The 25,978-nt window shown below is 68.9% G+C and carries 31 protein-coding genes; 15 read left to right on the top strand and 16 right to left on the bottom strand.

Annotated elements, in window-relative coordinates; translation table 11 throughout:
• Positions 1-181: 181 nt before the first annotated feature.
• Positions 182-670, bottom strand: coding sequence for a hypothetical protein (locus ACFFGH_RS25605; RefSeq protein ID WP_386673637.1), 489 nt, complete (start codon positions 668-670; stop codon positions 182-184).
• A 332-nt stretch (positions 671-1,002) separates the two neighbouring features.
• Between ACFFGH_RS25605 and ACFFGH_RS25600 the strand changes: the two genes are divergently transcribed.
• The 3 genes from ACFFGH_RS25600 to gtfA all read left to right on the top strand — a co-directional run bounded on the left by ACFFGH_RS25600 (position 1,003) and on the right by gtfA (position 3,651).
• Positions 1,003-1,638 carry an SGNH/GDSL hydrolase family protein gene (locus ACFFGH_RS25600; protein ID WP_386673636.1) on the top strand — a complete coding sequence of 212 codons (636 nt, stop codon included), beginning with the start codon at positions 1,003-1,005 and terminating at the stop codon, positions 1,636-1,638.
• Positions 1,639-1,801: 163 nt separating this feature from the next.
• On the top strand, positions 1,802-2,053 hold the full coding sequence (locus tag ACFFGH_RS25595; RefSeq protein ID WP_386673635.1) for a hypothetical protein: 252 nt from the start codon (positions 1,802-1,804) through the stop codon (positions 2,051-2,053).
• A 140-nt stretch (positions 2,054-2,193) separates the two neighbouring features.
• The gene (gene gtfA / locus ACFFGH_RS25590; RefSeq protein ID WP_386673633.1) at positions 2,194-3,651 is read left to right on the top strand and encodes a sucrose phosphorylase; all 1,458 of its coding nucleotides are present in this window, start codon (positions 2,194-2,196) and stop codon (positions 3,649-3,651) included.
• Positions 3,652-3,674: 23 nt separating this feature from the next.
• Here the strand turns inward: gtfA and ACFFGH_RS25585 are convergent, their stop codons facing one another.
• The 5 genes from ACFFGH_RS25585 to ACFFGH_RS25565 all read right to left on the bottom strand — a co-directional run bounded on the left by ACFFGH_RS25585 (position 3,675) and on the right by ACFFGH_RS25565 (position 7,453).
• The gene (locus ACFFGH_RS25585) at positions 3,675-4,259 is read right to left on the bottom strand and encodes a signal peptidase I (RefSeq protein ID WP_386673631.1); all 585 of its coding nucleotides are present in this window, start codon (positions 4,257-4,259) and stop codon (positions 3,675-3,677) included.
• Complete coding sequence (locus tag ACFFGH_RS25580; RefSeq protein ID WP_386673629.1) at positions 4,256-4,882, bottom strand: hypothetical protein; 627 nt, start codon at positions 4,880-4,882, stop codon at positions 4,256-4,258. The genes ACFFGH_RS25585 and ACFFGH_RS25580 overlap by 4 nt, the downstream gene beginning before the upstream one ends.
• A gap of 69 nt (positions 4,883-4,951) precedes the next feature.
• Entirely contained in the window at positions 4,952-5,464 is a 513-nt protein-coding gene (locus ACFFGH_RS25575) for an alternate-type signal peptide domain-containing protein (RefSeq protein WP_386673627.1), read from the bottom strand.
• Between the two features lie 158 nt (positions 5,465-5,622).
• Positions 5,623-6,726 carry a phospholipase D-like domain-containing protein gene (locus ACFFGH_RS25570; protein WP_386673625.1) on the bottom strand — a complete coding sequence of 368 codons (1,104 nt, stop codon included), beginning with the start codon at positions 6,724-6,726 and terminating at the stop codon, positions 5,623-5,625.
• Positions 6,727-6,814: 88 nt separating this feature from the next.
• Positions 6,815-7,453, bottom strand: coding sequence for an MBL fold metallo-hydrolase (locus ACFFGH_RS25565; RefSeq protein WP_386673623.1), 639 nt, complete (start codon positions 7,451-7,453; stop codon positions 6,815-6,817).
• Positions 7,454-7,513: 60 nt separating this feature from the next.
• Between ACFFGH_RS25565 and ACFFGH_RS25560 the strand changes: the two genes are divergently transcribed.
• From ACFFGH_RS25560 to ACFFGH_RS25550, 3 genes are all read left to right on the top strand, one after another.
• Entirely contained in the window at positions 7,514-7,795 is a 282-nt protein-coding gene (locus ACFFGH_RS25560; protein WP_386673621.1) for a metal-sensitive transcriptional regulator, read from the top strand.
• A 3-nt stretch (positions 7,796-7,798) separates the two neighbouring features.
• Positions 7,799-10,234, top strand: coding sequence for a copper-translocating P-type ATPase (locus ACFFGH_RS25555; RefSeq protein WP_386673619.1), 2,436 nt, complete (start codon positions 7,799-7,801; stop codon positions 10,232-10,234).
• Positions 10,235-10,349: 115 nt separating this feature from the next.
• Positions 10,350-10,790 (top strand): YdeI/OmpD-associated family protein, encoded by a 441-nt coding sequence (locus tag ACFFGH_RS25550; RefSeq protein WP_386673617.1) that lies wholly within the window; start codon positions 10,350-10,352, stop codon positions 10,788-10,790.
• 23 nt (positions 10,791-10,813) lie between these two features.
• Here the strand turns inward: ACFFGH_RS25550 and ACFFGH_RS25545 are convergent, their stop codons facing one another.
• From ACFFGH_RS25545 to ACFFGH_RS25535, 3 genes are read right to left on the bottom strand one after another with little or no spacing between them, the layout of a single operon-like run.
• Positions 10,814-11,599, bottom strand: a complete 786-nt coding sequence (locus ACFFGH_RS25545) for an alpha/beta fold hydrolase (RefSeq protein ID WP_386673615.1) — start codon at positions 11,597-11,599, stop codon at positions 10,814-10,816.
• Positions 11,600-11,619: 20 nt separating this feature from the next.
• Positions 11,620-12,126 carry an SRPBCC family protein gene (locus ACFFGH_RS25540; protein ID WP_386673613.1) on the bottom strand — a complete coding sequence of 169 codons (507 nt, stop codon included), beginning with the start codon at positions 12,124-12,126 and terminating at the stop codon, positions 11,620-11,622.
• A complete protein-coding gene (locus ACFFGH_RS25535) occupies positions 12,123-12,476 on the bottom strand; it encodes an ArsR/SmtB family transcription factor (RefSeq protein ID WP_386673611.1) in 354 nt (117 codons plus the stop codon). The genes ACFFGH_RS25540 and ACFFGH_RS25535 overlap by 4 nt, the downstream gene beginning before the upstream one ends.
• 173 nt (positions 12,477-12,649) lie before the next feature.
• Here ACFFGH_RS25535 and ACFFGH_RS25530 point away from each other — a divergent pair, with 173 nt between their 5' ends.
• Complete coding sequence (locus ACFFGH_RS25530) at positions 12,650-13,558, top strand: diacylglycerol/lipid kinase family protein (RefSeq protein WP_386673609.1); 909 nt, start codon at positions 12,650-12,652, stop codon at positions 13,556-13,558.
• A gap of 76 nt (positions 13,559-13,634) precedes the next feature.
• Positions 13,635-14,321: a hypothetical protein gene (locus ACFFGH_RS25525; RefSeq protein WP_386673607.1), complete on the top strand. Its 687-nt coding sequence runs from the start codon at positions 13,635-13,637 to the stop codon at positions 14,319-14,321.
• 7 nt (positions 14,322-14,328) lie between these two features.
• On the opposite strand, the gene ACFFGH_RS25520 is transcribed toward ACFFGH_RS25525, so the two are convergent.
• Together ACFFGH_RS25520 and ACFFGH_RS25515 are read right to left on the bottom strand one after the other, a co-directional pair.
• The gene (locus ACFFGH_RS25520) at positions 14,329-14,847 is read right to left on the bottom strand and encodes a hypothetical protein (protein ID WP_386673606.1); all 519 of its coding nucleotides are present in this window, start codon (positions 14,845-14,847) and stop codon (positions 14,329-14,331) included.
• A 70-nt stretch (positions 14,848-14,917) separates the two neighbouring features.
• Positions 14,918-15,436 carry a DoxX family protein gene (locus ACFFGH_RS25515; RefSeq protein WP_386673604.1) on the bottom strand — a complete coding sequence of 173 codons (519 nt, stop codon included), beginning with the start codon at positions 15,434-15,436 and terminating at the stop codon, positions 14,918-14,920.
• A 73-nt stretch (positions 15,437-15,509) separates the two neighbouring features.
• Between ACFFGH_RS25515 and ACFFGH_RS25510 the strand changes: the two genes are divergently transcribed.
• Positions 15,510-16,067: a TetR/AcrR family transcriptional regulator gene (locus tag ACFFGH_RS25510; RefSeq protein ID WP_386673602.1), complete on the top strand. Its 558-nt coding sequence runs from the start codon at positions 15,510-15,512 to the stop codon at positions 16,065-16,067.
• 51 nt (positions 16,068-16,118) lie between these two features.
• Here ACFFGH_RS25510 and srmL read toward each other — a convergent pair whose 3' ends face one another.
• Together srmL and ald are read right to left on the bottom strand one after the other, a co-directional pair.
• Entirely contained in the window at positions 16,119-17,243 is a 1,125-nt protein-coding gene (srmL, locus tag ACFFGH_RS25505; RefSeq protein WP_386673600.1) for a PheS-related mystery ligase SrmL, read from the bottom strand.
• A 180-nt stretch (positions 17,244-17,423) separates the two neighbouring features.
• Positions 17,424-18,539, bottom strand: coding sequence for an alanine dehydrogenase (gene ald, locus ACFFGH_RS25500; RefSeq protein WP_386673599.1), 1,116 nt, complete (start codon positions 18,537-18,539; stop codon positions 17,424-17,426).
• Positions 18,540-18,695: 156 nt separating this feature from the next.
• Here ald and ACFFGH_RS25495 point away from each other — a divergent pair, with 156 nt between their 5' ends.
• Together ACFFGH_RS25495 and ACFFGH_RS25490 are read left to right on the top strand one after the other, a co-directional pair.
• A complete protein-coding gene (locus tag ACFFGH_RS25495; protein ID WP_386673597.1) occupies positions 18,696-19,160 on the top strand; it encodes an Lrp/AsnC family transcriptional regulator in 465 nt (154 codons plus the stop codon).
• An 83-nt stretch (positions 19,161-19,243) separates the two neighbouring features.
• Positions 19,244-19,651, top strand: a complete 408-nt coding sequence (locus ACFFGH_RS25490; RefSeq protein WP_386673595.1) for a hypothetical protein — start codon at positions 19,244-19,246, stop codon at positions 19,649-19,651.
• A gap of 467 nt (positions 19,652-20,118) precedes the next feature.
• Here ACFFGH_RS25490 and ACFFGH_RS25485 read toward each other — a convergent pair whose 3' ends face one another.
• Positions 20,119-20,796 (bottom strand): hypothetical protein, encoded by a 678-nt coding sequence (locus ACFFGH_RS25485; RefSeq protein ID WP_386673593.1) that lies wholly within the window; start codon positions 20,794-20,796, stop codon positions 20,119-20,121.
• Positions 20,797-20,799: 3 nt separating this feature from the next.
• Positions 20,800-21,180, bottom strand: a complete 381-nt coding sequence (locus ACFFGH_RS25480) for a hypothetical protein (RefSeq protein ID WP_386673592.1) — start codon at positions 21,178-21,180, stop codon at positions 20,800-20,802.
• A gap of 171 nt (positions 21,181-21,351) precedes the next feature.
• Here ACFFGH_RS25480 and ACFFGH_RS25475 point away from each other — a divergent pair, with 171 nt between their 5' ends.
• The 4 genes from ACFFGH_RS25475 to ACFFGH_RS25460 are packed head-to-tail and all read left to right on the top strand — an operon-like array spanning position 21,352 to position 25,155.
• Positions 21,352-22,581 (top strand): TadA family conjugal transfer-associated ATPase, encoded by a 1,230-nt coding sequence (locus ACFFGH_RS25475; protein ID WP_386673590.1) that lies wholly within the window; start codon positions 21,352-21,354, stop codon positions 22,579-22,581.
• Complete coding sequence (locus ACFFGH_RS25470) at positions 22,578-23,441, top strand: type II secretion system F family protein (protein ID WP_386673588.1); 864 nt, start codon at positions 22,578-22,580, stop codon at positions 23,439-23,441. The genes ACFFGH_RS25475 and ACFFGH_RS25470 overlap by 4 nt, the downstream gene beginning before the upstream one ends.
• The gene (locus tag ACFFGH_RS25465; RefSeq protein ID WP_386673586.1) at positions 23,438-24,370 is read left to right on the top strand and encodes a type II secretion system F family protein; all 933 of its coding nucleotides are present in this window, start codon (positions 23,438-23,440) and stop codon (positions 24,368-24,370) included. Before ACFFGH_RS25470 ends, ACFFGH_RS25465 begins: the two co-directional genes overlap by 4 nt.
• 56 nt (positions 24,371-24,426) lie before the next feature.
• Positions 24,427-25,155 carry a DUF72 domain-containing protein gene (locus ACFFGH_RS25460; protein WP_386673584.1) on the top strand — a complete coding sequence of 243 codons (729 nt, stop codon included), beginning with the start codon at positions 24,427-24,429 and terminating at the stop codon, positions 25,153-25,155.
• Between the two features lie 74 nt (positions 25,156-25,229).
• On the opposite strand, the gene ACFFGH_RS25455 is transcribed toward ACFFGH_RS25460, so the two are convergent.
• Positions 25,230-25,799 (bottom strand): dihydrofolate reductase family protein, encoded by a 570-nt coding sequence (locus ACFFGH_RS25455; protein WP_386673582.1) that lies wholly within the window; start codon positions 25,797-25,799, stop codon positions 25,230-25,232.
• Between the last annotated feature and the right edge of the window lie 179 nt (positions 25,800-25,978).

The raw sequence follows: 25,978 nt of genomic DNA, 5'->3' as shown, positions 1-25,978 counted from the left end.
CGCACACACGTCCAGTCGGTTGGGTGTTGCTCGAACGGGCCTCAGGCCTGATGGAGACCTCAGGTCGCGCATCCGATTGTCCGCTCGTTCTCCGGCCCGCGATAGAGCCGAATGAGCCGTCGGAGATGAACGCCGGATGAACCGGAGCCGATGGAGCTCGGCCCGCCCTGGACTCGGTGCGTCAGTGCAGCGTGACCGTGCCGATCGTCGCCTCGGCGTGAAGAACCGCATCCAGCAGCTGCAGACTCGTGACGGTCACCCCGCTCGCCTTCGTCTCGACCGCCTGCTGCACGTCGATCAGCACGAGCGGATCGTCGTCGCCTCGCTCGATTCGGATGAGCCCGTCCGGGAGTCCGCTGTCGCGGATCGCCTTGTTGACCGGTTCGAGCAGGAACGGCAGCAGCTTGTGGGCCGGCAGGTTCCAGGCGTGAGCGGTGACGACGAACGTCGCGACACCGTCGGTGTACCCGGCAAGTCGCGCCGTGACGGTCACCGTTCCGGCCGCCGCGGCCGCGAGCCGCAGGGCGAATGAGCCGATGGGGATCGCCTCCAGATCGATCTCGGCATGGAGCGTCTCGCCTCGGCAGTCCACCGACCGGAGAACCGCAGGCAGCGGCTTCTCGGCTGTCGCCAGCGAGATCGCTTCGGAGAAGGGCAGAGCGAGATTCATGGGTCCTCCGGTGGGCAATTGCGGTGTCGGGCGCCTTGAGCGTGTTCGGGGATCCAGGCGGCGTCGTCCTGGAATCTCCATTGAAGCGTGAATGCGAGTCGTCGCAGCACCACGCACCCCCCGGATGGGGCGTTCCGGCGCTCGATCCGCGTTGCTAGTGTCCGAACGACAGGGCGCATTCTCCGCCAGTTCCACCCACCCTGGCGGGCCCGGGAGTGCACCTGTCTGCGGTGGCGACACCGGAGCCGTCTTCGGCCGACTCCGATAGGGCGCCGCAGAACCGATGACCCGAACATCGAGTTGCGTCCCGGGCGCACGGTAAGGAACAGCGCATGCCCAAGCGCGTCAGATCCTTCGCTGCCGCCGCGGCCCTCGCCGCCGCCTTCGGCGTCGGCATCCTCGTCGCTCCGCCTCAGGCGGACGCGGCGGACAGCACGATCAGCTTCGCCTTCGCAGGCGACAGCCTCACTGCCGTCAGCACCTCCTGGCTGCACCAGCTGGACGATCCGGCGCTGATCCGCGCCGGCGGCTACGCGAAGAGCGGCTACACGTCGGCCCAGGTGTTCGAGCAGATCGAACCGGTGACCGCTGACGTGCTGGTCATCATGCTCGGCACCAATGACGTTCGGCTGGGCGTCACCCCGAACACGGTTGCCTCGAACCTCGTCAAGATCGTCGCCAAGGTCGGCGCGCCGCGGGTCGTGGTCTCGTACCTGCCGCCGTCCGATGTGACGAACAGCAACGGCATCGACCGGCGGAGCAGGGCGTTCCAGATGAACCAGTATCTCGCCGAGTTCGCCGCGAGGCGGGGCTGGATGATGGTGGACCCCTGGTCGAGCTACCGGCTCGGAACGATGGCGTGGGCCGTTGGAGCGAGCGCGGACCGGGTGCATCCTGTTCGGGCAGTGTCCGGCGCCGTCGCCGACCGGATGGAGCTCTACATGCGGCAGGCGGTTGAGGGGGCATAGCCCGAGCGGTCGCTTCGAGTGCCGGACCTACCGAGGCGGTCCGGCAGCCGGCGACGTATCGTTCTCCTAGGCCGCCGAGGCCGTCCTCCGATTCGCGCTGATCACGAGGGGAAGCGACGTGGATGCCGCCGGAGCCAGCGGACGCCGCAGGAACCGCCTGCGGATGACCCTTGCCGAGGCGCAGGCGATCGAGGAGCGCGAGGGCCGGGGTGAGCTCGACCTCTCCGATCCGGAGATCGCGGCGATGGTCGGGCAGGCGCACCAGCGCATCCAGCGCGATCTGATGTGGGGCGGCGGACCGGGGGAACCGGGCCGCCGTCGCACCTGGTTCGTCGTGCTGGCGATCCTCGTCTTCGCACTCGTCACCGCGGCCGCGTTGCTCATCCCGCTGATGATCAACATCACCTCGCGGTGATCCCCGGACGGCCGGACGCCGCTCCGGCGCCGTCGTTACACTGACCACGTGGAAAGACAGTCGACGATGACGTGTGCCGCTGGATCCGCGCCCGAGACGCTGAGCGCGCGGTCGTGGTGCCACGGCGCCGGCGGCGCCGCATGACCGGCGTCTCACTGCTGACCTACGCCGACCGGTTCGGCGGCGGGATGGCAGGGCTGCGTCAGCTGCTCGACGGTCCGTTCCGTCATTTCGCGGGCGTGCACATCCTCCCCTTCTTCGTGCCCTACGACGGTGCGGACACCGGATTCGATCCCGTCGACCACACCGCGGTCGACCCGCGGCTCGGCTCCTGGGATGACGTCCGCCGGCTCGCGGGCAATCGCGAGGTGACGGCCGATCTGATCGTCAATCACGTCTCCGCTTCGTCGGCCGAGTTCACCGACTGGCTCGCGCGCGGTGAGCAGAGCCCCTACGACGGGATGTTCCTCACCTACGATCGCGTGTTCCCGGACGGCGGGCGCGAGGCGGAGATCACCGCCTTCTACCGACCACGTCCAGGGCTGCCGTTCACGCCGTACCGCGGCGGCGATGGGCGACGACGCCTCGTCTGGACCACCTTCATGCCCACGCAGGTCGACCTCGATGTGAGCCACCCGGCGGCCTGGGACTACCTCCGCGGGGTGCTCACCGCTCTTCGGGACGGCGGCGTGACCACGGTCCGCCTCGACGCGGTCGGCTATGCCGTGAAGACGCCGGGCAGCGACAGCTTCATGACCGAGCACACGCTCGCCTTCGTGCGGGACGTCGCTGACCTCGTCCGGCAGTCCGGCATGCGAGTGCTGGTCGAGGTGCACGCACACTACTCCCAGCAGCTCGCCATCGCCCCGCTCGTGGACCTGGTCTACGACTTCGCCCTTGCGCCGCTGATGCTCCATTCGCTCGGCACCGGCACGGTCGATCGGCTCGCGCACTGGTTCGACATCCGGCCCGTCAACGCGGTGACGGTGCTCGACACCCACGATGGGATCGGCATCATCGACGCCGGACCTGCCGGGGAAACGGCGGGCCTGATCGACCACAGCGAGATGGCGGCGATCTTCGATCGTGCGGCGGAGGCGACGAGCGGGCACTCCCAGCTCGCGTCCGTGATCCCCGCCTGGATGAGCCTGCCGCACCAGATCAACGCCACCTACTTCAGCGTCCTCGGCGGCGAGGTGGACACGTATCTGCTGGCCCGGGCCGTGCAGTTCTTCCTGCCGGGCGAGCCGCAGGTCTACTACGTCGGCCTGCTGGGCGGCCTCGACGACACGGAGCTCTTCGCCCGCACCGGCCAGGGGCGCGACGTCAACCGGCACTTCTACACCGCCGGCGAGATCGAGACTGCGATGGCCAGCGAGGTGACGCGGGGGGTTCTGGAGCTCGTCCGGCTGCGGAGCGCGCATCCGGCATTCGCCGGCGAGTTCGCGTTCCGGGTGCTGACCGGTTCGGCCCTCGAGCTGTCGTGGCGGAACGGTGCCGACTCCGCTGTGCTGGCGGTCGACGTCGCCTCCCGCACCTTCCGGATCGACGCAACCGGCATGCCGCCGATGTCGCGGCCCGCCCGCACGGAGTCCTGACCTGCCGCTGCCCGCGGGTCGTGTCACCCGGTCGGCTGAACCCGCACCGTGGTCCTGCTCAGCCTGCGCCGAGCCATCAGCAGGGCGCCCGCAATCACCAGCGCCGCCCCAAGGACCGGGCGCAACCATGCCAGGTGCGGGTCGAGCGCGACGCGGAGCGTGCCGACGAACGGCACGGAATACCACGCCACTCCGGCCACCTGTTCCTCGACGACCGGAACCGGGTCTGCTGCGGCGTTGGCGTCGCCCTTGGTGAGAAAGGCGACCCGTCCGTCCGACCCGGAGATCACCCCGAGCACCCGATGCGTGACGACCGCCGGCTCGCCGGGTCGGGGATGGTATGTGATCACGTCGCCCACTCGGACCTCCTCCGCCACCGCGGGTCGCACGACGACCACGCTCCCCGCAGGCAGCGCCGGCGCCATCGACCCGGTCAGCACGGTGAGCGCAGTGGCACCCGTTGCGGCGGGCACGACTCCGATGAGGGCGGCGATACCGCCGAGCAGCAACGCCATGCCCAGCACGATGCCCCGTCGTACCGACGGCCACACCTGAACCTCGGTGCGCCGCGAGCCGGCGGAATGGGCGTCGCGCCCACCGCGGGTCACCGCGCCACCGATTGCGTTGCCGTCGCCGTGGCGGTGCTCCGCCAGCCGGTGCCGGGCACGTCCAAGGTGGCCGTGAGCGACGGGGTGATCGACATCGCCGTGCTCGGAAGATCCTTGCGTTCGATCTCCGTCCGGATGCAGTAGGCGACGATCGCGCCCGGCTCCAGCCGGCCTGTCATCGACGGTGTGCCGGTCCACCGGCCGGTCCAGGGGGCGACCGGATTGGCGTTCCGGGTGCACTGGGACTGGCTGGTCACGTTCCAGACCGTCACGTCCACGACGGAGGTCAGGACCTGCGAGCTGCCGGCGCCGAGCGTGACGGCGGTGCTTAAGTCAGCCGCGACGTCCCCGGTGTTCCGGAGCTGCACGTACGCGGTCTGGCTGGCGTTGTTCCGCGCGAAGACGTGCGTCAGATCGGAGAACCCCGTGAGCTCCGCGGTCGCTGCGCCGGCGGTGATCACCGGGCTGTCGAGCGCGGCGGCGCGGCTCCAATTGGCGGAGGTCCCCGGTCCCACCGCGCAGAGCGCGATCGTGGCGACGACCAGCCAGACAGGCGTCTTCAGGCGTGCTGCGGGAGCATGGGCCGCGGAAGGGCGCGGCGGACGACTGGAACGGTGCAACATGACGTGCTCATCTCGATTCGGGTTCGCGATGGTGATTGATGGTGCGGCTTCGGGCGCCGCCCAGACGGCTCAGACGAGCTGGGTGAGCGTGAACGTGACCTGCCCGAGATCGAGGGTGCCGCGCTGACCGGCGGTGGCGCTCGCCGGGAAGTGGACGGTCAGCTTCACGTCGACCGTCGCCGTGCCGGCATTGAACCGGAGGGTCGACCCGTCGACGACGGCCGATGGAGAGGTGGCCGACAGGTTCGTCGTCACCAGCGGAGCGAGGATGCCGGTCCCTGTGAGCGAGGAGTGCCCGAGTACGGCCTGGAGTCCGTCGCCGACGACTGACACCGTGAGGGTGCGGGTGAATTCGATCGTCGAGCCGGGCACGATCCGGTACGTGATGGGATCGATGAGCGTCCCATCGGACTCACGCCAGACGCCGTCGGCGTTCGGGATGACGGAGAGATCGCCGGCGGTGATGGTCTTCGCCGGGACGACGGTCTCAGTGTCGTTCCAGAGCGCGAAGGTGCTTCCTCCGCCGAGGAGCAGCACGAGGCCGGTGGCGCAGACGATCGCGCCGCTGAGGAGGGTCTTCAAAGCGGTATTCCTTAGTTCGGGTCTTGGGGAGCCTCGAGCTCTCGGGTAGAGCATCGAGGCGAATACAGGTTCCCCGCGACCAAGCCTGCCGTGTCCGCAATACGGGGGACAAGCGGTGCCGTGGACCCAATCCGGGGGAGCCCCGAAGGGGGGGGGCTCTATACGGGCTCGCCGAGATCGCGGATGATCCGCTCGATCTCCGCGAGTGCGTACTCGGCGAACTGCCGCTCGGCCGCCTCCGCGGAAGGATCGGTCCCCTCGAGGTCGCCGAGCACGATGATGTTCTCGTCGTTGAGGGTCGTCGCCGGCTCGGTGTAGTTGAAGCTGCCGGCGATCACCAGGCGCCGGTCGATCACCATCAGCTTGTGGTGCAGCTTCCGCACGCCGGTGCCCTTGCGATTCTGGAACAGCTCGACGCCGGCGGCCTTCAGCGTGCCGGTCGCGGCCCATTTCTGTGCGCCCTGATCTCGGTCGAGCACACCGCGGAGCCGGGGCAGCAGCGGCTTCAGCCGTGCCATCGTGTCGTCGATGCCCGATGAGGTCGCGAAGGTGAACATCGCGAACTCGATGCTCGACTTCGCCTTGAGCATCTGCTTCATGATCTCCATCTCCGGGCCGTGCCGGGGAGCGAAGAGCGGCTTCACGCGGAGATGACCCAGCCGGAACTCGCGCGGGCGAGGCTCGACCCGCTCGTGGAGTGCGCCGAAGGTGCCCGAGCGCATCCGTGAGAACTCGGCCTGATACTGGGCGGCGGCCCGGTCACCGTGCAGAACGAGCACGTGGTTGAGGTTGCCGGCCCGAATCCCCCGGGCTCCCGATTGGGGCATCGCGCCGGTGTCGATGCGGGTGAAGTTGGTGGAGCCGGTCAACACCGCTGCCGTCGGCCTGCCCTTGTCTCGGACTATGAACTTCTGGTGGAAGATGTTCGGGTTGAGGTCGGTGATCAGGTCGACGTCCGCCCGCTGCAGCGCTGCCTGGATGCGCCGATTCTCTTCGTGCGCACCCTTCAGCTCCCATGGGTCCTGTCTTGGCCGGTGCTCGCCGAGATAGTCGCCCTCGAGGATGGCGCGGACCCGGACGCCCGACCTTCTGGCTCCGATGATTGCCTCGGCGATCGCGGGGGAGTCCAGCTCCTGCACGGCGATTGCGAGGCTGTGCCGGGCGCCGAGGATGAACTCGAGGATCGCCGCCTCGAGGTCGTCGGGGCCACCCAGCCGCGACGGGCCCAGGTGCAGTTCGACACCGTCACGCGAGATTGGCATTGCCGCCTCCGAGTGCATGGTGCCGGGTCAGCGACCGGATCGACAGAGGCGAATGGTCCCAGCCTCGCTGGGAGCCGACCGGGTCGGATCAGATGTCGAGCCACTGGGTCGGGTCGAGCCAGAAGAACTCGCCGCCGCCCTGCTCCACCATCGCCTGGATCCGGCCGTACGCCATGTTCTTGCCGATCACCGAGTAGCCCATCTCGTGCACCGGGAACGCGCGAGCGGGCTTCACCTCGGCCACGTAGTCCATGACCTCGGAGATCTTCATCCACGGGGCGCCGGACGGCACGGCAAGCGTCGGAACCGGGACTGGCGGCACCGTAAACGCGTCGCCCGGGTAGAAGAGCTCGTCGTTGACCATCACACCCACGTTGTCGACGACGGGAACGGACGAGTGGATGACGGCGTGCTGGGAGCCGAAGAAGCGCAGCGAGAACGGTCCGACGGTCGTCGAGGCGCCCGCCGCCGACTCGGTGAACGCGAAGTCGGGGGGTGCTGCGCGCGCAACACCGGGCGGGCCGAACAGCCGTGCGTCGGGAGTCCGCTCGAGGATGCGCTGCAGATGCTCCGGCGTCCAGTGGTCCGGATGCTCGTGCGTGATCACGATGGCCGCGACGTTGGGCACGTCGATGAGCGGGGTCGTGAACGAGCCGGGATCGATGACGAGCTGCGTCCCGGCGACTTCCACGACGAGGCAGGAGTGCTCGTGCTTGGTGACTCTCATGCTCCGCAGGGTATCGCGGCCCTCTTGCGAAAGATACCCCCCAGGGGTATACTTCCGGGTGTGATTCCAGACATCAAGAAGCGCGCGCTCCACCGTGCCCGCATCATCGAGGGGCAGATGCGGGGCCTCGAGAAGATGATCGAGAACGAGGACTACTGCGTCGACGTCATCACGCAGTCCCTCGCGATTCAGAAGTCCCTGCGGAGCCTGAACAAGCTCGTTGTGGAGAACCACCTGCGCACCCACGTGAGCGAGATGTTCGAGGAGGGCGGCGAGCGGCAGGATGCCGCTGTCGCCGAGCTGCTGAACATCTTCGAGCTGAAGAACAACCGAGGAGAGTGACGGATGCCCAAGCCGGCTGATTCTGCTGGGACCGACCCGGAGCTCGTCGCACCCGAAGCGGCCGAGCAGGACGTCGTCGAGGCGGCCGCGCACGGCCATGCTCTGCATGATCGTTCCGGACACGAGGCCCACGACTCAGGCGAAGCGGAGCGCCACGACGAGCACGGCTCAGATCACCACGCTCACCACCGTCGAGAGTCCAACGTGCACGTCAACCGGCGGCAGCGCCAGCACGGCGCTGCACCGCACGACCAGCACGAGCACGACGAGCACGACCACAAGGAACACGAACACGCGGAACACGGCCACGCCCAACACGGGCTCGAGCACGCCCACGAGCCGGAGCGGCACGGCGGCGAGCCTGAGCACGCCCACGAGGAGCACGGTGATGCGGCGCACCATGCCCATGACCACGGCGCGCATGACCATGGCGCGCACGCGGGGCACGGCGAGCACGCCGGCCACGGGGACCACTCGCACCACGACCCCGCGCAGTTCAAGCGCAAATTCTGGCTGAGCCTCCTGCTGACCTTCCCGACCCTGGTCTTCTCGACGGGGCTGCAGGACATCCTGGGCCTCGACGGCCCCAGGTTCCCCGGCAGTGAGTGGCTCCCCGCGATCTTCGGCATCGCCCTGTTCTTCTATGGCGGCCTGGTGTTCCTGCAGGGTGCCATGCACGAGCTGCGCGCGAAGCAGCCAGGGATGATGACGCTGATCTCGCTCGCGATCGTCGTGGCCTTCGGCTACAGCCTCGCCGTCACCCTCGGCCTGCCCGGCATGGACTTCTGGTGGGAGCTCGCGACGCTGATCACCATCATGCTGCTGGGCCACTGGATCGAGATGTCCGCCGTGATGGGCGCGCAGGACGCGCTCGGCGAACTGGCGAAGCTGCTGCCGGACGAGGCGGAGCTCGTGCACGGTGACCACATTCAGACCGTGCCGGTCTCGTCCCTGAAGCCGGGCGACTCCGTGATCGTCCGCCCTGGCGCCGCGATCCCGGCCGACGGGCAGGTCGTCGAGGGCAGGTCCGACGTCAACGAGGCCCTGCTGACGGGGGAGTCCCGCGCCGTCACGAAAGCCGATGGGGACCCCGTGATCGCCGGCAGCGTCAACGGCTCGGGGTCGCTCACCATCCGGGTCACCCGAACCGGCGAGGAGACGGCGCTCGCCGGAGTGATGAAGCTCGTCGCGGATGCGCAAGCCAGCAAGTCCGGCGCCCAGCTGCTCGCCGACCGGGCGGCCGCGCTCCTCTTCTATGTCGCCCTCGCCGCCGCGGTGATCACCGCCATCGCGTGGACGGTGCTGCGCCCCGACGACCCGGCGTTCACCCTCGAGCGGATGGTGACCGTGCTGGTCATCGCCTGCCCGCACGCCCTTGGCCTCGCAATCCCGCTGGTGGCACAGATCTCCACAGCGCTGGGCGCCCGGAGAGGGCTGCTGGTGCGGGACCGCGCCGCGATCGAGACGGCCCGCCGGATCGACGTCGTGCTGTTCGACAAGACCGGCACGCTGACCGAGGGGCGGCAGGGTGTCGCGTCGATCGTCGCGGTCGAGGGGGAGGACGAGTCGGAGGTGCTTCGTCTCGCCGCCGCGGTCGAGAACCGCTCCGAGCATCCGATCGGCAAGGCCATCGTGACGTCCGCCCGCGAGCGTGGCCTGAAGCTCGCCAGGGTGAAGGAGTTCGCGGCGCACGGCGGCCGTGGGGCGGAGGCCATGGTCGACGGGCGGAGGATCGCCGTCGGCAGCAGCCGGCTCGCGACCGAACGCGGCCTCCAGATCCCGTCAGAGCTGGTGCTCGCGACCCGCGAGTCCGCGACCGCCGGGCACACCGTGGTCTACGTGTTCGAGGGCGAACGGGTGCTCGCGATGGTGGCGCTCGCCGATGTGGTCCGCCCGGAGTCCGCCGAGGCGGTCGAACGGCTGAAGCGCTCGGGCGTGCGGGTGGCGATGCTCACCGGCGACTCGCGCGAGGTGGCCAACTGGGTGGCAGGCAGGCTCGGCATCACCGAGGTGTTCGCCGAGGTGCTGCCGGATCAGAAGGCGGATGTCGTGAAGCGGCTGCAGGCGGGCGGCACCAAGGTGGCGATGGTCGGGGACGGCGTCAACGACGCCCCGGCGCTCGCCCAGGCCGACGTCGGCATCGCGATCGGCGCCGGCACGGATGTGGCGATCGAGTCCGCGGGCATCGTGCTGGCGGCGAGCGATCCGCGGGCCGTCGTCGATGCGTTCACCCTCTCGAAGGCCACCTACCGCAAGATGCTGCAGAACCTGTTCTGGGCGACCGGCTACAACGCGATCGGCATCCCGCTCGCCGCGGGCGTGCTGGCCGGCGCCGGCATGCTGCTCTCACCGGCGCTCGGCGCGGTGTTCATGTCGCTCTCCACCATCGTGGTGGCGGTGAACGCGCAGCTGCTGCGACGGGTGAAGCTCGGCGCCTGATCGCGCCTCTATCGGAGACGTGCCGCGATAGTTCCCGTTCCGGCCTATTGCGCCCGGCGGAACGGGTGCACTAAGCCGGAACGGGAACACTCGGCACGGAGCACCAGGAGGCGCGATGCGATTCATCGCAACCATCGAGCAGGCCGGCAGAACGGCCACCGGCATTCCGGTGCCCGAGGAGGTGCTCGAAGGGCTCGGCGGCGGCCGCAAGCCGGCAGTGAAGGTGGTGCTCAACCAGTCCTTCGAGTACCGCACCACGGTCGGCTCGATGGGCGGGCGCCCGATGCTGTCATTGAGTGCAGAGCGTCGCACCGCGGCCGGGGTCGCCGGTGGCGAGCGCGTGGACGTGGAGCTCACCCTCGACGCCGAGCCGCGCACGATCGAGGTTCCCGACGACTTCGCGGCGGCGCTGGAACAAGACGCCGTGGCCAAGGCGGCGTTCGAGCGGCTCGCGCCGAGCCACAGGCGCGCGCACGTCGACGCCATCACCGGCGCGAAGGCGGCCGACACCCGGCAACGCCGAATCGACGCCGCCCTGGCGAAACTCCGCGGCTGACCATGCAGCGGACGGACGCCGGCTCATTCGCCGTCGTCCTGCTCGCCGAAGAACGCATGGAGTCGGGGAGCCAGCCGTTCAGCCGGGACGTCGTGACCGACTCCTTCGATGAGTTCGAATCGACCGCGCGGCGCGAGGGCAGCGATTCTCTCGCTTCCGTGCCGGAGGAAGCCCGGGCTTTCGCCACCGGCGAGGCCGAGGACCGGCACATCGAGGGATCCGGCCAAGCTCGCGGGCACGCCGCCCCCGACCAGGAGGTCGTCGTACCGAAGGGTCGGGGCGATCGCGGTCATTGCGGGCCACCCGGCGGAGGTGCGGATATGCTTTATCGCCGGCTCAGGTGTGCCGACGCGACGAAGGAACGCCGCGACGGCAGCGTCGCGATCGTCGGTCGCGAGCGCGGTCGTCAGCTCTTCGGTGTAGGCAGCTGCAGCCGGCAGGGCGGGCGCAGGCATGAATGGGACGTCGAACACGGCGACGTGCGAGACGGAGTTGCCGAGCGCGGTGGCGGTGTGGAGCGCGACCGCACCACCCGATGACATGCCGAAGATCTGCACCGGCCCGCCGACCCGGGCGACGAGCGCGGCGACATCCTCCACTTCGCGTGCGAGCGCATACGGTGGCGTGTCCCCGCTCTCGCCGCGCCCGCGTCGATCGTAGAGAAGCACGGTGTGATCGGACCGGAGCTGTTCTGCGATCGCCCGCATCGGGCCGAAGCCGCGGAAGCACATCGCACCGTCCACCAGGATGACGGGAGACCCGGTTCCTGCGGTTTCGAATGCGATGGCGGTGCCGTCGCGGGATGTCACGGTGGGCATGGTGCCCCCTCTCAGTCGGTTCGGGAATGGCTTCGTGAACGGAGCAGATCGACCAGGAGATCCAGCGCTGCGGAGAAGCCTCGCTCGATGCCCATCGCGAGGGCACGGTCTCGCTCCAGCACGGAGGAGTACCGGATGGTCACGGTGAGTGTGGTGTCCGAGCCGTCCGGTTCGAGCCCGACGGTCACGTCGGCGGCCGGCCGGTCGTGGGTGATGCGTCCGTCGGGACCAGATGCCGTCTCGAAGTAGCGCAGCCGGCGCGGCGGGTCGATCTCGCGGTAGACAGAACGTGCCCAGATCTCCCGGCCGGTTCGGAGGCAGCGGAGCTGGTAGTGCCAGACCCCGCCGGGGCGGAAATCCAGCGTGCACGTCACCATCGGGCACTCGGGCGGTCCCCACCAGCTCATCAGGTCGTCGGCGTTCGAGAGGGCGGCGAAGACGGTGTCAGTGGAGGCGGGCAACCGGCGGGTGAGGATGAGGCCCTGGTCCGTCCGCGAGATGGAGGTGGCGTGCGTCACCGTGCCTCCTTTGACCGGAGGTGGGTTTCGAGGCGATCCAGGCTGCCGGGCCACAGCTGCGCGTAGTGATCGAGCCACTGCTGCAGTCGTTCGAATGCGATCGCCTCGAGCCGGCAGCGGCGCCACTGCGCCTCGCGCTGCCGGGAGACCAGTCCCGCGTGTTCCAGCACGGTCAGGTGCTTCGAAACCGATGGGGCTCCGATATCGAGTCCGTGCGCGAGCTCGGACACCGTCTGCTCGCGGTCCCGGAGACGCTCGATGATCCGTCGACGGGTCGGGTCGGCCAGCGCGACGAAGAGGGGGCCGAGCGGATCCGGATCCTCGCGATTTCCGATCGCGGAAATTTCCATGTGAGGAAAATACGCGCGGAATGCCGCCGGGTCAAGTGCTGCAGGCGCACCGGCGGCGCCCGCAGCGCCGAAGCGCTGACTGAATTCACGAGGTCCGGTGATCTGCGGCGAAACGCCCCCGACTCGGGTGACGTCCGGCGACTCGCGGGTGGCGGAGCCGCCATAATCGGCTGGTGACCACGTCGACGGCGACCAAGCGGCTCGTCGTCGCGATCAACCCGACCGCATCCTTCGGCAAGGGCCGGGAGGTGGGCCCTGCCGCCGTTGCCGAGCTCCGCCGGCTCGGGCACGAGGTCGTCTCCCTCAGTGAATCGGACTTCCCGAGCCTCGTCGACGCGGCCACGCGGGCGCTCGCCGACGGGCCGGATGCGCTGGTCGTGGTGGGCGGCGACGGCATGGTGAACCTCGGCGTGAATCTCGTGGCTGAGACGGCCACACCGCTCGGCATCATCCCGTCCGGCACCGGAAACGACATGGCGCGCGGGCTCGGCATCCCGATCGGCGACACCGCGGAGGCGGTGCGCGTGGTCGAGCGGGCGCTCACGCGGGAGCCGCGGGTCATCGACGCCGGCCGCGTCACCTCCGCGGCAGGCGTCCGCTGGTTCGCCTGCGTGCTCTCCGCAGGCTTCGACTCGGTGGTGACCGAGCGCGCCAACCGGATGCGGAGGCCCCGCGGTCGTGCCCGGTACACGATCGCGTTGCTCCTGGAGCTCGCCCGCCTGCGGCCGGTCGTCTACCGCATCACCGTGGACGGCGTCGAGATGCAGGAGCGCGCCTTGCTCGCCTGCGTCGGCAACAACGTCTCCTTCGGCGGCGGGATGCGGGTGACCCCGGACGCGGTGCTCGACGACGGACTCCTCGACGCGCTCGTCGTGCGGCCGCTGTCCCGCATCCAGTTCCTCAGGATCTTCCCCCGCGTCTTCCGGGGCGAGCACATCACCGATCCGCGCGTCTCCATCGTGCGCGGCCGCCGCATCGGCATCGAAGCGGATGGGATGGTCGCATACGGCGACGGGGAGCGCTTCGGTCCGTTGCCGGTGGACATCGAATGCGTCCCCGGGGCGCTGCGCGTCCTCGCCTGATCGAGGAAACGGGGGCTTCCGCCGGCGTCGTGTCGCGTCGACAATATGGGTGCGGCGACGGTGAAGGAGAATGGTCGTGAAGAGGTCGGTTCTGACGGCAATGGTGGCGCTCGGCGTGGGCGCTGTCGGTTGTGCATCTCCGGGTACCCCCTCGGCCGCCCCGCCGACCCCGACGGCGGAGGAGCCGACTCCCACACCGACCCCCACGCCCACAGAGCAGTCGGAGCCCGAGGCGGAGCGGATCATCGTCGGTGCGGAAGAGATCCTCGTGCTGGCAGCCGACGGATCGGAGCTCGCTGCCTACGACTACTTCCAGAACACGTCCGAGCTCATCGCCGGTTTCACCGAACTGTTCGGTGCACCACCCGTTGACACCGCCTTCGACGGCGACACTCACGCGCCACCCGGTATCGAGCGGAACTGGGATGGCTTCGCGATCCTCGACGACGAGCGCGAGCCCACCCCGCCGCACACCCCGAATCACCTCGTCGACGTCACCACAACGGAGGTGAACGGCATCACGGTCGAGACCGCCGATGGCTTCGCCGTTGGGACGCCCGCCGCAGAGGCACTTGCAGCACCCGATGCGGAACCAGTGAACTCGGAGACCGGGCAGGTCGTTCAGGTCGACGCCGTGCCGCTGGACTTCGACGACCCGATCTGCCCGGAGAGCGGATGCACCCTCTCCGTCCGGCTGTTCACCGACGAGTCGGGGGAGACGCTCGCACGGATCCTCGCGCCGACCCCCAACTTCGGGCCGTGATCGGCGGCTAGTCCCTGAGCAGGTCCGCCGGCAGGGTCGCGACGAGGGCCCGCAGCTCCTCCTTGGACGCCTCCCCGGCCGGCATGTCGAGCGGCAGGTCTACGTCTTTCGACTCGCCCTCGTACCGCAGCCGCACGGACACCGACCCCGGCCAGTAGGTGTACGCGCTGTCCTCGAACACACTCGTCGTGCCGTAGACGCCGAACTTCTGCAGCGCGGTGCGGCGGATGGCGGAGATGTCGACGTTCGCAACGTCCTGCCGGAGCCGGCCGTTGATGTTCGCCCGCACCAGGAGCTCATCCGTGAACACGATCAGACGCGCGGCGAACTTCGCCTCATCGGTGACGTACGCGCCAGTGAGCAGGCGAACGCTCCCGTCCCCGAGGGTGAGGACGAGGCCGGTGAGCATCTGCCCGTACCAGTACGGCGCTCGCCCGCCCACGACCGGCGCCCAGCTCCGGAGCGCGCGGAGGCGTGTGTTGAGGTCGTGGGCGATCGCGGCATCAGCTCCCGACAGGTCGACCACGGATCGATTCTTCGGTTTGGCGAGGGGTGCCCGCCATGGCTCCCTGTGAATAGTCAGCGTTCCCGGGCAGTCACTCCGGGCTGACCGTCGCGAGCTGCCGCTCGGCTGACCGACGACCCAACCGCACTTTGCCGCTCGTCCTGAGGGCGACGAAGCCGCTCGCGGCGAGGAACACCAGCTGGATGACGGTGCGGAGCACCAATGGGGTGTCGGGCGCCGCCGGGTGGTCGACGGTGGTCGCAGCGAGGACGTTGGCCGGGAAGACGGCGATCAGGTACAGGAAGGCGACGATCGCGGCCCACCGCCGGCTGCGTGCCCAGAGCAGCGCGCCCGCCAGAGCGATCTCGAAAACTCCAGACGCCGCGACGACCAGCGCGGGGAACGGCACGAACGGTGGGACGATCGCCTCCAGCCCCGAGCGGAGCGGCTCCGCGAAATGGCCGACCGAGGCGAAGAGGAACATCGCCGCGAGCCCGTAGGCCGTCGCACGCGCGAAGCGGGTGCCGGGGTCCACGCTGCGCCGGGAGAAGACCGCCGAAGCCAGGTACGAGGCGAGCGTCACGCTGATCAGAACGATCAGGGGAAGCATCAGAACTCCAATCTATCCAGTGTCAAGATGCTTCAGGATAGACAGGTGATCTGACCACTGTCAAGATGGGGGTGTGAAACCGTATCATCGTGGCAATCTCGACCAGCAGCTCCTGACGACCGCGCGAGCGCTCCTCGAGGAGGCGCCGTCGACGATCTCGCTCCGGGAGGTTGCGCGGCGGACCGACGTCTCCCATGCGGCCGCTGCGCATCACTTCAAGGACAAGCGCGGATTGCTCACCGCGCTCGCGGCGTACGGGTTCCGGTTGCTCGCCGAGGCGCTCGCGGAGGCGGGGGACGATTTCCTGGAAGTGGCCGTCGAGTACGTGAAGTTCGCGACCGGGAATCCCGGGCTGTATTCCCTCATGTTCGATCCCAGATCGGTGGACGGCCGGGACCCCGCCCTCGCGGAGGCACGGGCGGAGGCGGGCAGACCGTTGCAAGCGGGGATCGGGCGGATACGGGATGTGCCGGCGGCACAGGATCCCCGGGCGGCAACGCTGGCGGCGTTCGCGCTGGTGCACGGGTTCGCCACCCTGCAGATCACCGGGTACCTCGAGGTGGAGCAACCAGCGGAGGAGATGACTCGCCGGCTCGGGCGGATGCTCTTCCGCGAGGTGTCGGCGCCGTGACGGAGGGTGGCGGTGAGCCGGCGCATCGCCCGCTCACCGCCCCTCAAGCCGTCAGGGACCGGCCGAGATCAGCTCCTGGATCTCGCCGCGGTGGAGTGCGAGATACACGGCGTTCCGCAGGTCGTTCGCCTCTCGGTCGGTGAGGGTGCGCGAAAGCGGCCGAAGGGTGAGGCGCACCAGGACGTTCGCCTGATCCTCCCGGAGCCGGAGGCGCTCCCGCGCTGCGGGCGGGAGCTCACCGTATTGGGTGGTCGCGAGGACGACCACCGACTCGAGGTCATCGCACCGGTCGCCGAGCGCTGCCCGCGCCCGATCGCCGAGTGTCTCGTCGTCCTCATCGCGATCCACGACGATCGAGATGTCTCGCCGCACCGGAGGCATCGAGGAGATCGGCTTCCATGCGGACAAGTCCTGGAGTTGGGCGGCGGCGCGGGGGTCGCGTGAGCGAAGGAGCCGGATGTCGGCAATGCCCTTCCGCAGCATGAGTGCTCGGTCCAGTCCCATGCCGAGGGCCAACCCGGACCAGCGCTCGGGATCGAGCCCGGACTGCCGCAGCAGCCACTCGGGGACGAGGCCGCATTCCGCCAGCTCGAGCCATTCCCCACCGACCTCGACGTCGACCTGCCTGCCGTCGGCGGTATACGGATGCACCGCCGGCACCGCCCGCCAGTTCGCACCGGGCAGCACCGAATCCACGACCAGCCCGATCATCTCCTGGAGGTCTGATCGGGTCATCCGGGACACCGATGTGATCCTCCACAGGTCCAGCTGGTGGGGCGTGCCCACGTGCGTGCGGTCGATGGCGTCGCGCCGATGCACGATCCCGGGAACGACCAGCAGCATGTCGGCCGACGCTTCGTTGTCGACCCGCTCCAGAGCGGCCGGGATCGATGCAGAGGTGTGAGACCTGAGCATCACCGTGGGGCTGACGTAGTGGGAGTAGCGCTGGTCGCGCGCTACGGCTGCCGTGTCGAACCCGAGCCGGTCGTAGTTGTCGGTCACCGCGACCAGTGGGCTGTCGCGGATCACGGTGGCAGGGATGCGCCAGGTCGCCGTCAATCGGGCGGCGACCGCATCGAGGATCAGTTGAATCGCATGGGCGCCCTGTGCGGGATCGGACAGATCCCTCGTCTCGAGGGCTGCGAGAAGTTGTGCGTTGGAAAGGTATGTGGGCATGGTGGTCCTTCGTTCGGAAGCGGTCGGGAGAACCCCTCGACCGTTCCGCCGTTGGACCTACGTGCAGACGAGAAGGCCCTCACGACCGGGTACCGGTCGAGGGCCAGAAAATCGCAGCACGCGCATGGGGGGATTCTAGCCTCACCAGCGTGTCACCGGTCGCGATCGTGGCCGACGATGTCATGCCGCGACCGCGTCGATCTCGGAGTGCCGCAGCCCGAGGGTCGATGCGACATCTTGGTTCATCACCTTTCCGTCGTGCGTGTTGAGCCCGCGCGCGAGGGCCGCATCCGCGGCGACCGCCGCTCTCCAGCCGAGGTCTGCGAGGTTCAGCACGTATGGCAGCGTCGCGTTGGTGAGTGCACGCGTGGACGACTCGGGGACCGCTCCGGGCATGTTCGCCACGCAGTAGTAGACGGCGTTGTGCACTGCGAACGTGGGGTTCTCATGGGTGGTGGGCCGCGATCCCTCGAAGCATCCGCCCTGATCGATGGCGATATCGACGAGCACGGCTCCAGGCTTCATCGAGGCCACCATGTCGTCCGTGACCAGCTTGGGGGCGGCCGCCCCTGGGATCAGCACGGAGCCGATCACGAGGTCGGCGGCCTCGACCTGGGCCGCGATCTCATGGTGGGAGGAGTGGCGCGTCGAGATGCTGGTGCCAAACTGTGCCTCCAGCTGTCGAAGGCGCTGCAGCGAGAGGTCGATCACGGTCACGTCGGCGCCAAGCCCGACGGCGTTCCGGGCGGCGTGCTCCCCGGCGACGCCGCCGCCGATCACGACGACCTTCGCGCGGCGAACCCCGGGCACCCCGCCGAGCAGCACGCCCCTGCCGCCGGACGCGCGCATGAGGTGGTATGCCCCGACCTGCACGGACAGCCGGCCGGCCACCTCGCTCATCGGGGCGAGCAGCGGCAGGCTGCGGTCCGCGAGCTGAACCGTCTCGTACGCGATCGCGGTGGTGCCGGCGTGGAGGAGCGCCTCGGTGCAGGCGCGCGATGCGGCGAGGTGCAAGTAGGTGAAGAGCACCTGGCCGGAGCGCAGGAGGGAGTACTCCGATTCGACCGGCTCCTTGACCTTGAGGAGCAACTCGGCACTGTCCCAGACGTCGATGGCTGTCGGCACGATGCCGGCTCCCGCCGACCGATACTCGTCGTCACTGATGCGCGAGCCTGCTCCCGCGCCGGATTGCACGATCACCGTGTGACCCCGCCTGGTCAGCATGTCGACCCCGGCGGGAGTGATCGCCACCCTGTGCTCGCTGTTCTTGACCTCGGTCGGAATTCCAACTCGCATGCCCGGCTCCATCTACATCGTTGTTGAGTGATGTCAACTATGGAGAAAAGACCGAGCTCTTGCCACGATGCCGAATAATCTGCAAGCATCGGAGATACTGCCGCACGTACGACGACGCTTTGCGCAGTGGAGCCCGCGGCGAGTGGAGGATCTTCAGTGACGGTGACCGACGCGCTCGACCTGCGGATCCTCGACGTGCTGAAGACACAGGGGCGGATCTCGAACAGCCAGCTCGCCGCCAAGCTCGACGTCGCACCGTCGACGACGCACCTTCGGGTCCGCGGTCTGGTGGAGCGCGGTGTCATCACCGGGTTCTTGGCGAGCATCGACCAGGAACAGGTGGGAATCGCCATTCAGGCGTTGGTGGGGGTCACCCTCCGGCCAGGGGCCAGGCACACGAGCATCAACGCGTTCTCGGAGGACGCCCGCTCGCTCCCGGAGGTGCTCCAGCTGTTCTTCCTGGGCGGCGGCGACGACTTCATCGTTCACATCGGCGTGGCTGACACAGGGGCGCTCCGGAAGTTCGTCGTCGACCACCTTTCCGGGCACCCCAGCGTCGCCTCCACCCGGACCAGCGTCGTCTTCAATTACCACCGCAACGGGGTCGCGGCGTCTTTCTGACCAGGTCATGCGCGGCGGGCGCTGAACCGCCGACCTGTGAAGAACTCACGGCACTGCGGAACCCGACTCTTCACAATGGCGGCATGAGCTCCGCCGTGACGACGATCACCGAGCGGGTGCGCGAGCGCATCCGCGCGGACGGCGCAGACCTCCGCGGCGGTGCCGGCATCGCGGAGCGGTACGTGCTCGATGAGATCCAGCGCTACAGCGAGCGGGCGCTCGGCGGTTCGCTGCCGATGCTCGCCGACGAGCGTGACGCGGCGCGGCAGGTGCTCGCCGCGCTCACCGGATACGGACCGCTCCAGCCGTACTTCGACGACGACACCGTAGAGGAGATCTGGATCAACGCCCCCGACCGCGTGTTCGTCGCTCGGGAGGGCGTGCCCGAGCTGACCGGAGTCCGGCTGACGGAGAGTCAGGTGCGGGAGCTCGTGGAGCGGATGCTGCAGTCCACCGGCCGGCGCGTCGACCCGTCAAAACCCAAAATCTGACATACGATTGATCGGCATTTTTCCGCTACCGTGGCGCGCGAGGACGGATGTGCCGATCAAGGAGAGCTCTGCTGGTTCGACGCTCACGCGGTCAGCACATAGACACTCACCGTGCCGTCAGGGACCGCGCGGACCATCGCTGGGATGCCGACGACCAGGGCAGACTGGGCGGTATTCATCACCCCCACGACCTTTTGCCTGTAAGGGGAGGCCGGGGTGGCCTACTCCAGGACCCAACCGCCGACGTCTGTCGGCTTTGAGCTCAACAGGATCATGACCGTTTCGGAACTCAGCGCGCTCATCACGATGTGGTGGCCGCTCGGGGAACCGTCACCGATCTCGATCCCGTCGGTTCCCCGCAAGTGCCGGTCTATGCCGGAGTTGCTGATCACTTCGCCCCAAAGGGACAGAATGAACCGTAGTTGGGGTCACCGAAACCTACCGAGACCTTCTTTGACTTTGGTCGCTCACCCGTAGACCTCCACTGCCTCGATCGACCTCAACTCGATCTGCGCCGTACCCTCGTAGGAGGTGATTGGGCCAGATGCGCACAGCCGCGTTCCCGCGGGAAGCTGCTCGACACCACCCACGTCCCACAGAACGATGGTGAATCGTCCGGGATGCGGATAGTCGAGCCCGAGATTCAAAAAGACGTCGTCTTCGGAGTGCCGCATGCTCGTGAGCGGCCCGCACACATGACCTGTCTGGCCGATGTAGTTGATGGCAGCATCCCACTCGATGCTCCCGCTGGCTCCCTCGTCGCTCGGCGATGCATCATCGGTGCAGACACGATCGGTGCGCAGCAGCGTGAGAGCGTCGGGTGAGACGTGCTGCGCCAAGAAGGCGCAGGTCTGTGGTCCGAACGCCCCTTCCGCCGACGCTCGGGTCGACACGTAATCGATGAGCGTGTCGTATTCGGCGGAGCAGTTGCGGCTGAGCCAGTCGATATTCGAGTTCAAGTCGTTCGTGCCGACGTTGCCACGCGCCAGAGTCAGTGAGTCGTCGAAGACCGTTGCGCAAGAAGGAGCGTCCGTTTCGGCTCCGGGGCTTCGATACGACGAGGCGCAGCCGGTGAGAATCGCAATTGACAAGGCGACGGCGATCGAGGCTGTCGCGATACGACTCAGCGCACTAGCGCCCGGCACCGGTCAACCGTCCGCGAGTGTGCAGGCGATGGCTGTTCCCATCGGATCTGCGAGGGCCCCGGCGTGGCCTTCGATCACCCGGAAGTGGGTTGTGCCGCGTGGCTGAATGGTCACGCCATCGAGCGCGAGCGGCCCGCCGGAGGCGGAGATGCGCACGACCTCGCCATCCTGCACCTCGGCGGCGCCTTCGGGGCGGGCCCCGGTCGAATCCGTCACCAGCGTGTACTTGCCGTCCGCACCGATGTCGACAAGCGTGCAGGCGTATGAACCATCCTTCAGCGTTGCGAACGCGGATTGATCGTTCCACCACCAGAACCCGGCCGCCGCTGCGACGGCGATCGCCGCGTACGGCTTCCATGTACGCCAAAGGGTTCCCGAAGCCATGTGGCACATCCTCGTCATCACAGAACCGCGATTCGTCGCCGACATCGCTACAACGTTGAGCCCGCAAGCTATCGGTGAAGGGAGCGGACGTGTGTTGCGACACGCCCGCTGGAGCCGTCGGCCTGTGAGTAACCGGCGTCGCGACCCGCATCCGGCTTCCACAATGGCGACATGAGTTCCGCTGTGGTGACGATCACCGAACGCGTGCGGGCGCGGATCCGCGCGGACGGCGCCGACCTTCGCGGTGGCGGAGGAGTCGCGGAGCGGTACGTGCTCGATGAGATCCAGCGCTACAGCGAGCGGGCGCTCGGCGGTTCGCTGCCGATGCTCGCCGACGAGCGTGACGCGGCGCGGCAGGTGCTCGCCGCGCTCACCGGATACGGACCGCTCCAGCCGTACTTCGACGACGACACCGTGGAGGAGATCTGGATCAACGCCCCCGACCGCGTGTTCGTCGCTCGGGAGGGCGTGCCCGAGCTGACCGGAGTCCGGCTGACGGAGAGTCAGGTGCGGGAGCTCGTGGAGCGGATGCTGCAGACCACCGGGCGCCGGGTGGACCTCTCCTCACCGTTCGTCGACGCGTCACTGCCGGACGGCTCGCGGCTGCACGTCGTGATCCCGGATATCACCCGCCGGCACTGGAGCGTGAACGTCCGCAAGTTCACGCAGCGCATCCGGGACCTGCGGCGGCTGGTCGAGCTGGGCTCCCTCAGCAATCCCGGGGCGGAGTTCCTGCGGATGAGTGTGCTGGCCGGCGTCAACATCCTCGTCTCCGGCGCCACCCAGACCGGCAAGACCACCATGCTGAACGCGCTGCTCGCGGCGTCGCGCCCCAGCCAGCGCATCGTCACGGTGGAGGAGACCTTCGAGCTCAGCGTGCCGGCGCCGGACGTGGTGGGCATGCAGTGCCGCCAGCCCAGCCTCGAGGGCACCGGCGAGGTGACGCTCCGCCGCCTCATCAAGGAGGCGCTGCGGATGCGCCCCGACCGGCTGGTCGTCGGCGAGGTGCGCGAAGCGGAGTCGCTCGACCTGCTCATCGCGCTCAACAGCGGCCTGCCCGGCATGTGCAGCATCCACGCCAACAGTGCCCAGGACGCCCTCTCGAAGCTGACGACCCTGCCGCTGCTCGCCGGCCGCAACATCGACTCATCATTCGTGCTGCCCACGGTCGCCTCCAGCATCGACCTGATCGTGCACTGCGAGCTCGACCGGCACGGGATGCGGCGGGTGAGTGAGATCTCAGCGCCGACCGGTGCGGTGGTCGGGTCGGCGATTCCGGTGCAGCGGCTCTTCACCCGCGTCGACGGGCTCCTCCGCGCGACCGGCGCGCTCCCGCCCCGGCGCGAGAAGTTCGACGCCGCGGGCCTCGACCCTGCCCTGGTGCTGCGGGACGACGGATGACCGTCGCGCTCGGCCTCCTGGGCGGCGTTGGTGTGCTGCTGCTCGCATCCCCGCTGCTCTGGCCACGAGACGGACGCGCGCAGCCTGCTCGGACCCGCAGGACCTCCCGGTTGCAGGGCCGGCTGGCCGGCGCGGGGCTCAGCCAGACGACCCCTGCGGTGTTCGTGCTGGTGTCCGTGATCGTCGGCATCGCGGCAGGCGCGGTCACGTTCGCGGGAACGGCGCTGCCCGCACTCGCCGTGGTCGTGGCCGCCTTCGCGACGCTGTTCCCGAACGTCGTCGTCGGCTGGCGGATCCGCAGCCGCCAGCGGATGAACCGCCTCGCATGGCCAGACGTCGTCGACCATCTCGTGGGCGCCACACGGGCGGGCCTCGGCCTGCCTGAGAGCCTGTCGGCGCTCGCCGATACCGGACCGACACAATTCCGCGGGCACTTCCGCGACTTCGCCCGCGACTACGAGTCCACGGGCCTGTTCGGCGTCGCGCTGGACGACCTCAAGGCGCGACTCGCAGACCCGATCGCGGACCGCATCCTGGAGACGCTGCGGATGACCCGCGAGGTCGGCGGCACGGAGTTGCCGAGCGTGCTCCGCTCCCTCTCCGCGCTGCTCCGGCAGGAGCAGGCGCTGCGCGCGGAGGTCGAGGCGCGGCAGTCCTGGATCGTCAACGCGGCTCGCATCGGTGTGGCGGCGCCATGGGTCGTGCTCATGCTGCTGTCCACGCGACCCGAGGCTGCGGCGGCGTACCAGTCGCCGAGCGGCCTCTCACTGCTCGCCGTCGGCGTCGTCGTCACCCTGCTCGCGTACCGCATCATGATCCGCATCGGGCGGCTGCCGGACCAGCGGCGGTGGGGTGGATGACCGTCCTGGCCGCATGGGGGATCGTCGCCGGACTGTCGTTCGGCGTCGGGCTGTGGTGCCTGATCGCCGCGGCGCCGAGGTTCCGTCGCCCGAGACTGGCGGACCGCATCGCCCCGTACCTCGTCGACGTGTCGGACCACGCGCGCCTTCTCACCCGCAGCCGACCGAGCGGGCCGCATCCCGTGCTGGCCGTTCTCGTGTCACCCCTCGCCGAAGCGTTGCGGAGAGTCTCCGGCACGCTGCTCACCAGCGATGCGCGGGTCCGGGTGCTGCTGCGGCAGGCGGGCACCCCGATCGGTGTGGACGCGCACCGCTCCCGTCAGCTGCTGTGGCTGGCGGCGGGCGCGGCGCTCGGGGCGGCGACGGCGTTCCTGCTTCCGGGCGGCGCATCGGTGGCCGCCGTGGTCGCCCTCGCCGTCGTCTGCGGCACGGTCGGCGCGGTGCTCGCGGAGCGCTTGCTGCAGCGCCGTGCGGCAGCACGGACGGCACGGATGACGGAGGAGCTGCCCGAGGTGCTCGAGTTCCTCGCGCTCAGTCTCGCGGCCGGCGAGGGCATCACGAATTCGCTGCTGCGCGTCTCGCGCGTGGCGGGAGGGGAGCTCGCCGGCGAGTTCCGCGATGTGGGAACGCGCACGTCGATGGGGGAGCCGCTCGCGGACGTCCTCCGCTCGTTCGCGGAGGATCTGGATCTGCCGCCGCTGCGCCGGTTCGTGGACCAGCTGACCGGCGCCCTCGAGCGCGGCAGCCCGCTCGCCGAAGTGCTGCGGGCGCAGGCGCAGGACGCGCGTGACGAGCACAGGCGCCGCCTGCTCGAGCTCGCCGGCCGCAAGGAGGTCGCCATGCTCGTGCCGCTGGTGTTCCTCATCCTGCCGATGACCGTGGTCTTCGCGATCTGGCCCGGTCTGCTGGTACTGCAGCTCGGCTCATAGTGCGGCACGGCTAGCGTTGACCGTCCAGGTCACGGCAGGAAGGGCGAGCGCAGCGCATGAGTGCCCACATCGGCACGTCGGGGTGGAGCTACGACCACTGGGAGAACGTGCTCTACCCGCCGGGGGTGGCGCCGCGCGATCGGCTCGCCTGGTACGTCGGCAACTTCCGCACCGTGGAGCTGAACGCGAGCTTCTATCGCTGGCCGAAGACCGCATCGTTCGCGAGCTGGCGCCGCCGGCTGCCCGAGGGCTTCCTCCTCTCGGTGAAGGCGCCGCGCGGGCTCACGCACGCCAAGAAGCTGTACGCGCCGGAGGTGTGGATCGACCGCATCGCCGATTGCTGGCACGAGCTGGGCGACCGGAGGGCCGTGCTGCTCGTGCAGCTGCCGCCGACGATGCAGCGGGACGACGCACGCCTGGCCTACTTCCTCGACCGGTTGCCGGACTGGATCCGAGTCGCGGTGGAGTTCCGGCACGACAGCTGGCACACCGACGACGTGTTCGCACTGCTCGAGCACCACGCAGCTGCGTACTGCATCACGAGCGGAGCACGCCTGCCCTGCATCCTCCGCGCCACGGCGCCCTTCGTGTATCTGCGGATGCACGGTCCCGACCATGACCACCTCTACGGAGGCTCCTATTCGGACGCCGACCTCGGCTGGTGGGCCGACCGGGTCCGGGAATGGCGGCACTCGGGCAGGGAGACGTTCGTCTACTTCAACAACGACGGTGGCGGCAACGCCGTCCGCAACGCCTTCACGCTCCGGGCTTTGCTGGGCGGATAGCCGCGTCGCCGAATCAGGCGCGAGGACCGCCGGTCCGTCGCGAGGCAGCGGCCGACGTGCCAGGACGAATCACGTCAATCCGTTACTCGCGCTGGCCGGTATCGCTGAGCAACCGCCCCCGACCGGAACTCATGGCGATCCACGAGCTCGAGCCGGATGCGCTCGCGCAGACCGGCGAGCAACGCCGGCCCGTGTCCGGCAAGGACCGGCTGCACAACGAACACGTACTCGTCGATCAGTCCCAGGTCCGCCAACGCCAGGGGGAGCGTCACCCCACCCACGAACAGGCCCTCGCCCGGCTCCTGCTTGAGCCGCTGAACCGCGCGCCCCAAGTCGCCCTGCACCAGCTCGGCATTCCAATCGACCCCGCTCAGCGTGCTCGACACGACGTACTTCTTCGCCCGGTCGATGGTCTCGGCGAACGGGATCTGCCACTCACCCATCCAGTCGGGCCACGTGCCCGTGGCAGGCTGCCGCCAAGCCGACTCCATCATCTCGTAGGTCACCCGGCCGAAGAGCAGGGCATCGGCTCGTTCCATCTCCGCCGTCCAGAAACGCATCGACTCCTCGTCGGGTGGGAGCCCTGCTTCGTGATGGCAGCAGCCGTCGAGTGTGACGTTGATCGAGTATCGAAGTGGTCTCATTCCGTGGCTCTCCCCTGATGCGCGCAGCGCGTTTTCACCGGACGGCACTCAGAGTACTGTCGGCGTCATTTCTCCCCGATCCCACCCACTCGACGCCGTCGTGGGTCGAACGAGACCGCCGACCGAGCGCGCGAGCGATTCGGCGACCTCCTCAAGCCGCGGTCACCGGCGGCTGGTCG

The sequence above is a fragment of the Lysobacter korlensis genome (assembly GCF_042434515.1).
Note: the sequence above shows the minus strand (reverse complement) of the source record. Positions and strands in the feature narration are given on the sequence as shown.

Coding starts and splice junctions, on each gene's coding strand:
- ACFFGH_RS25605 (WP_386673637.1), bottom strand. CDS start 670: ATGAATCTCGCTCTGCCCTTCTCCGAAGCGATCTCGCTGGCGACAGCC.
- ACFFGH_RS25600 (WP_386673636.1), top strand. CDS start 1,003: ATGCCCAAGCGCGTCAGATCCTTCGCTGCCGCCGCGGCCCTCGCCGCC.
- ACFFGH_RS25595 (WP_386673635.1), top strand. CDS start 1,802: ATGACCCTTGCCGAGGCGCAGGCGATCGAGGAGCGCGAGGGCCGGGGT.
- gtfA (WP_386673633.1), top strand. CDS start 2,194: ATGACCGGCGTCTCACTGCTGACCTACGCCGACCGGTTCGGCGGCGGG.
- ACFFGH_RS25580 (WP_386673629.1), bottom strand. CDS start 4,882: ATGTTGCACCGTTCCAGTCGTCCGCCGCGCCCTTCCGCGGCCCATGCT.
- ACFFGH_RS25570 (WP_386673625.1), bottom strand. CDS start 6,726: ATGCCAATCTCGCGTGACGGTGTCGAACTGCACCTGGGCCCGTCGCGG.
- ACFFGH_RS25565 (WP_386673623.1), bottom strand. CDS start 7,453: ATGAGAGTCACCAAGCACGAGCACTCCTGCCTCGTCGTGGAAGTCGCC.
- ACFFGH_RS25555 (WP_386673619.1), top strand. CDS start 7,799: ATGCCCAAGCCGGCTGATTCTGCTGGGACCGACCCGGAGCTCGTCGCA.
- ACFFGH_RS25550 (WP_386673617.1), top strand. CDS start 10,350: ATGCGATTCATCGCAACCATCGAGCAGGCCGGCAGAACGGCCACCGGC.
- ACFFGH_RS25535 (WP_386673611.1), bottom strand. CDS start 12,476: ATGGAAATTTCCGCGATCGGAAATCGCGAGGATCCGGATCCGCTCGGC.
- ACFFGH_RS25515 (WP_386673604.1), bottom strand. CDS start 15,436: ATGCTTCCCCTGATCGTTCTGATCAGCGTGACGCTCGCCTCGTACCTG.
- srmL (WP_386673600.1), bottom strand. CDS start 17,243: ATGCCCACATACCTTTCCAACGCACAACTTCTCGCAGCCCTCGAGACG.
- ald (WP_386673599.1), bottom strand. CDS start 18,539: ATGCGAGTTGGAATTCCGACCGAGGTCAAGAACAGCGAGCACAGGGTG.
- ACFFGH_RS25490 (WP_386673595.1), top strand. CDS start 19,244: ATGAGCTCCGCCGTGACGACGATCACCGAGCGGGTGCGCGAGCGCATC.
- ACFFGH_RS25480 (WP_386673592.1), bottom strand. CDS start 21,180: ATGGCTTCGGGAACCCTTTGGCGTACATGGAAGCCGTACGCGGCGATC.
- ACFFGH_RS25475 (WP_386673590.1), top strand. CDS start 21,352: ATGAGTTCCGCTGTGGTGACGATCACCGAACGCGTGCGGGCGCGGATC.
- ACFFGH_RS25470 (WP_386673588.1), top strand. CDS start 22,578: ATGACCGTCGCGCTCGGCCTCCTGGGCGGCGTTGGTGTGCTGCTGCTC.
- ACFFGH_RS25465 (WP_386673586.1), top strand. CDS start 23,438: ATGACCGTCCTGGCCGCATGGGGGATCGTCGCCGGACTGTCGTTCGGC.
- ACFFGH_RS25460 (WP_386673584.1), top strand. CDS start 24,427: ATGAGTGCCCACATCGGCACGTCGGGGTGGAGCTACGACCACTGGGAG.
- ACFFGH_RS25455 (WP_386673582.1), bottom strand. CDS start 25,799: ATGAGACCACTTCGATACTCGATCAACGTCACACTCGACGGCTGCTGC.